General features: G+C 44.0%; 1 protein-coding gene. It reads left to right on the forward strand.

What is annotated here, in order from left to right; genetic code table 11:
* On the forward strand, window positions 1-816 hold an 816-nt coding region (locus PX481_RS00240; RefSeq protein ID WP_288093027.1), incomplete at its 5' end, for a methylenetetrahydrofolate reductase.
* Window positions 817-1,065 lie beyond the last annotated feature (249 nt).

Consider the following 1,065-nt stretch of genomic DNA (forward strand, 5'->3'; position numbering starts at 1 on the left):
AATGCCAGTCATATGCTAGAAATGGCCCTCTGGCTAAAAAATCGCGTTCATGCGGCTAATATTACCGATGGCAGTCGCGCCGTAGTGCGAATGTCCTCTCTGGCTGCCTCCGCTATTCTCTATCAACACGACATCGAACCCATCTGTCAAATAGCCTGTCGCGATCGCAATGTGATCGGATTACAAGCAGATCTCATGGGCGCTCATGCTTTGGGATTGAGAAATATACTAGCTTTAACTGGAGATCCCGTCAAAGCAGGAGATCACCCCCAGGCTAGAGCAGTTTTTGACCTAGAATCGGTACGTTTGTTAAAATTAATCGATAAATTAAATAAAGGTTTCGACTTTAACGATAAATCTTTACCTGATGGACCCTTAGAACTTTTTGCCGGGGCTGCCGTCGATGTGCAGTCAAAAAGTTGGTCCGGTCTTCAACGCCGTTTTGAGCGTAAAATCGAAGCGGGAGCGCAGTTTTTTCAAAGTCAATTAGTTACGGATTTCGAGTGCCTTGATAAGTTCATGCAGCAGGTGGCCTCCCTCGCCGATAAACCGGTTCTAGCGGGAATTTTTCTGTTAAAATCAGCTAAAAACGCCGTATTTTTAAATAAAAATGTGCCAGGGGTACAAATTCCCGACCATATCATTCAAAGACTCGCCGATGCAGCCCATCCCCTCGAAGAAGGCATCAAAATCGCCGCCGAACAAATAAAATTAGCCCAGCAGTTATGTCAAGGTGTCCACATCATGGCGATTAAACGGGAGGATTTAGTCCCAAAAATTCTCGACGTGGCCGGTATCCCGCCAATACATAACTAAGATGAAAAGTCAATAGTTTTTATAAAAAATTAACTTTCATTTTGACTACTGGTCTTTTGACAAGAATTCTACCCCTAACCTAGGATGGTAAGGCTCAAAGCATCTTCGGGGTTAAAAGCATGGATTCCAATCTAGGTCAAGAAAAAGAGAATAGTTGTGGTAATTCCGGGCGAAAATGGTTGTCGATCGGTATTGCTCCCACTGGTATAATTTCTATTGGCATTGTTCCCATGGGCGTTATTTCCATCG

The sequence above is a fragment of the Microcystis sp. M53603_WE2 genome (genome assembly GCF_030065435.1).